This is a genomic window from Syntrophomonas sp. UBA5494, from assembly GCF_002426325.1.
Window position 1 is genome coordinate 20,232 of the sequence record NZ_DIPG01000139.1, and the last position, 4,197, is coordinate 24,428.

The 4,197-nt window shown below is 49.3% G+C and carries 4 protein-coding genes; all 4 read left to right on the forward strand.

Going from position 1 to position 4,197, the window contains the following annotated elements:
* A partial coding sequence (locus tag B3W37_RS15640) for an acyl-CoA dehydrogenase family protein (RefSeq protein WP_483176368.1) occupies nt 1–900 on the forward strand: 900 nt, incomplete at its 5' end.
* Nucleotides 901–977: 77 nt separating this feature from the next.
* The gene (locus tag B3W37_RS15645) at nt 978–1,952 is read left to right on the forward strand and encodes a CoA transferase subunit A (RefSeq protein ID WP_483176369.1); all 975 of its coding nucleotides are present in this window, start codon (nt 978–980) and stop codon (nt 1,950–1,952) included.
* The gene (locus tag B3W37_RS15650; RefSeq protein ID WP_483176370.1) at nt 1,952–2,758 is read left to right on the forward strand and encodes a CoA-transferase subunit beta; all 807 of its coding nucleotides are present in this window, start codon (nt 1,952–1,954) and stop codon (nt 2,756–2,758) included. Before B3W37_RS15645 ends, B3W37_RS15650 begins: the two co-directional genes overlap by 1 nt.
* Before the next feature lie 66 nt (nt 2,759–2,824).
* Complete coding sequence (locus tag B3W37_RS15655) at nt 2,825–4,006, forward strand: CaiB/BaiF CoA transferase family protein (RefSeq protein ID WP_483176371.1); 1,182 nt, start codon at nt 2,825–2,827, stop codon at nt 4,004–4,006.
* Nucleotides 4,007–4,197: the final 191 nt, after the last annotated feature.

Consider the following 4,197-nt stretch of genomic DNA (forward strand, 5'->3'; position numbering starts at 1 on the left):
GCGGTTATTATGAGTGTGCATACCGGTCTGGGCTGTATGAGCACTTATTTATATGGAAGCCAGCGGACCAAAGAAAAATATCTGAAAGCCCTGGCCACCGGTGAAATCATTGGGGCATATGCCTTGACCGAGCCTAATGCCGGTTCTGATGCGGCTTCCATTAAATGCAAGGCTGAAGACAAAGGAGATCACTTCCTGCTCAACGGCAGCAAAATATTTATTACTAATGGCGGCATTGCCACCACTTACTGTACTTTTGTCAAGACTGATCCAACTCAGGGTTCGGGCAAAGGAATTACCTGCCTTATTGTTGAAAAAGACACCCCCGGTTTCAGCATGAGCAAACCGGTAGATAAAATGGGTATGCATGGTTCTCCTACGGTCGAATTATACTTTGATAACTGCAAGGTTCCCAAGGAAAACGTACTGGGAGAAATCAATGACGGTTTTAAAGTAGCCATGGGCCTCCTGGCCGGAGGCCGGGTTACCATTGCTGCCCAGGGTCTGGGGATTGGTGAAGGGGCACTGAATTTCACCACCAACTACATTAAAGAAAGAAAACAGTTTGGCAAACCACTGGCAGCCAACCAGGGAGTACAGTTCATGGTGGCGGATATGGCCACCGCGCTCGATGCTGCCCAGTTACTGATTTATCGGGCTGCCTGGCTGAAAGACAATAATTTGCCTCACAGTGCCCAGGCTTCCATGGCCAAAAAATTTGCCACCGATACGGCAATGGAAGTATGCACCAACTGTGTCCAGCTAATGGGCGGCTATGGCTATTGCTCCGAGTTTCCAATTGAGCGAATGATGCGGGACGTGAAGATAACTCAGATTTACGAAGGCTCCAACCAGATTCAAAGGATGATTATCGGGAGAGATTTCATCGGCAAATTCTAGCCAGCCCCAGCCTTCTGATAATAAATTCAGAATGTACTCTTAGGTAAATACATTCAAGAAAAGGAGGTATGTAAAAAATGGGCCAGCCGCAAAAAGTAAGTCTGCCGGAAGCGATCAGCCTTATTAAAGACGGTGATATGCTTACCTTCAGTGGTTTCACCATCTGGAGGCGTCCCATGGCAGCTATATACGAAATAATCAGGCAAGGTAAAAAAAACCTGCATCTGGTAGAAGTTAACGGGGGAACCCATGATGATATGCTGATCGGGGCCGGATGTGTGAAAATATGGGAATCCTGCTGGATAGGCCATGAGCTCTATGGAAAAATCGGCGGTAACTTTTCCCGCAAAGTTGAAGAAGGCGCCATCATCTGTGAAGATTACAGCCATGTACAGATGCTGTTCCGCCTGGCCGCCGGGGCTCAAGGACTGCCCTTCCTGCCCACCTATTCCGCTCTGGGATCAGACATATTAAATCCCGAGTATGACATGCTGGGCAAGGCCGGCTTAAGAGACGGAAGCAACCCCAAAATCCCGCCCTTAAAATATGAAATATATAAAGAACAATTCACCGGTACCGAAATAGCCCTGATCCCGGCAGCCCAGCCGGATTGGTGCATTGCTCATGTAAGTATGGCAGGCACGGAGGGAACCATTCGGGTTGCCGGTCAGAAGTACAGCGATGAGGAAGCGATAAAAGCATCGGATAAGGTAATCGTCATTGCCGAGCAAATAGTCCCCGAAGAATATATTCGGCGTGAGCCGGAGAGGAACCTGATTCCTCCGCACCTGGTAGATTATATAGTTGAACTTCCCTGGGGGTCTCATCCCACCGGATGTTTTGGCTCCTACGAAGCCGACGGGGCTTTCATAAAAGACTTCTTTAACCGGACCCGGACCCAGGAAGGCTTTGATGCCTGGGCCGATGAATGGATATTGGGAGTTAAAGATTTTGAAGCCTATCTTAATAAACTGGGAGTAAGCCGCCTGGAAACCTTACGTGCCAGTGCTGCTCTGGGCTATTCTACCAAAGTGAAAAGGGGGGCGAGATAATGGCAGCCAATGACTATGTTAAACCAGGAGAATTCAAGCCTATCGACCTTCTGGCCGTAGCCGCTGCCAGAGAAGTCATGGACGGTGAAGTAGTCTTTGCCGGTACCGGCCTCCCCATGTTAGCCATTATGTTGGCCCAGTTAACCTCTGCGCCCAATGCTAAGTGCATATACGAGGCCGGAAGTGTGGACGGACGTCCTATAAGCCTGCCCACCTCAGTGGGAGATGCCCGCTGTATTTACCAGGCTTCGATCGCCTCCGGACTGCTGGATGTATTTGGACAGCTGCAGCGGGGCCGGGTCGACCTGGCTTTTCTGGGCGGAGCAGAAATAGACCAATATGGTAATGTTAATACCACTGCCATGGGGGGCTACTCCCCTATGGGCAAGAGGCTGACCGGAAGCGGGGGGAACTCGGATATAAATTCTCTGGCCAAACGAACGGTATTTATAATGGTGCAGGAAAAACGGCGTTTCGTGGAAAGATGCAGTTATATAACCTCACCGGGATGGCGCCTTCCCAAATGGCCTTCCGGAGAATTCGTGCACAAAAGGGAAGTCTACGGCAAGGCTTTCCGCGGGGGGCCTTCCGCGGTTATATCAAATATGGGAGTTTTTCGCTTTAACGATGACGGCATCATTTATCTGGATACGGTACATCCCGGGGTTACTCCCGAACAAGTAAAAGATAACTGCAGTTTTGACCTTAATATCAGCCAGGTCTCCGGGGAAACCCAGGTGCCTACCTATAGAGAATTAGAATTACTTTACAATGTAGTTGACCCCGAAGGAATCTTCCTGCCCTAAGCAGTCCCAAGAGAGTCAGGAGCTCTAATCGCCCTGGCTCTCTTGTCAAATGAAAGGGGTGTGAATATGAGGCTCCCATTAGAAGGTATCAAAGTTCTGGATTTGTCCAGATATCTTCCCGGGCCGCTTTGCAGCCAGATACTGGCTGACTTTGGAGCAGAAGTTATCAAAGTGGAAGACCCCCGCGGCGGAGACCTGGGCAGAAAATTGACTCCGCTGATCGGGGATGAAAGCGCTCGTTTCTATACCGTCAACCGCAATAAAAAGAGCATTACGCTCGATCTGAAAAACGAACAAGGCCAAGACATCTTTAAAAGGCTGACCAGCAACAGTGATATAGTGATAGATCAATTCCGACCCGGGGTTATGGATAAAATGGGACTAGGCTACTCCGAACTTAAAAAAGTTAATGATAAAATCATATACTGTGCCTTAACCGGCTATGGATGGAGCGGACCGCTGCGCGATGCCGCCGGTCATGATTTAAATTACCTGAGCCTGGCTGGAGTGACCGGTTTAACCGGTACCCGCGATGGCAACCCGGCCATGTCCGGTGTACAAATTGCTGATATAGCCGGCGGTACCCTCTACGCTGTAATCGCTATCCTGCTAGCCCTTATGAGCCGCACTAGCAGCGGTAAAGGACAGCTCTGCGACGTAGCCATGCTGGACGGTACGATAAGTCTTTTAGCTTATACTCTGGGAGAATGGTCAGGCTGGGGACGTCTTCCCGAGCGCGGCGATGATGTTTTGACCGGAGGTTACGCCTGTTACAGCATTTACAAAACCGCCGACCATAAATTCGTAAGTCTCGGTGCGGTGGAAGATAAATTTTGGCAGAAATTCTGCGTAAAACTGGGCCGGGAAGAATATATAAAAGTCCAGTGGGAAAAGAAACTGCAACCCGGTATGATAGCTGATATTCAAAACCTCATGCTGGGGAAAACCCAGGCCGAATGGGTAAAATTCTTTGCTCAAAGCGACATCTGCTTTACCCCGGTCCTCACCCTGGAAGAAATGGCGGAGCACCCCCAGGTCATAGCCCGCAACATGATTCTGCAGTTAGAAAATGTACGCGGCAGCGGGCGCAAGGTAGTTTTAGGCGGCGTACCGATCAAGCTGTCGGAAACCCCGGGAGAAGCCAAACTAAATTTTCCCGCTCTGGGCGAACATAATGAGGAAATATTCCTGGCCGCCGGCTATTCGCTCCAAGAAATTGAGGAATTTCGCCGCAACAAAGTAATATAAACTTCTAAACGTTTTTAATGCATATTAACCGTCCATAACCGTAGGCCACAACTGCCTATGAAAATGCGTCATCCTGAGTGTTAACGGAGGATCCTTTCCTGGTCAATCATTAATATCGGCCAGATTCTTCACTGCGTTCAGAATAACAAAAACAGTATTTTCGTACTAACCCCCATGGCCGGAGGCCACAA

Coding starts and splice junctions, on each gene's coding strand:
- B3W37_RS15645 (WP_483176369.1), top strand. CDS start 978: ATGGGCCAGCCGCAAAAAGTAAGTCTGCCGGAAGCGATCAGCCTTATT.
- B3W37_RS15655 (WP_483176371.1), top strand. CDS start 2,825: ATGAGGCTCCCATTAGAAGGTATCAAAGTTCTGGATTTGTCCAGATAT.
- B3W37_RS15650 (WP_483176370.1), top strand. CDS start 1,952: ATGGCAGCCAATGACTATGTTAAACCAGGAGAATTCAAGCCTATCGAC.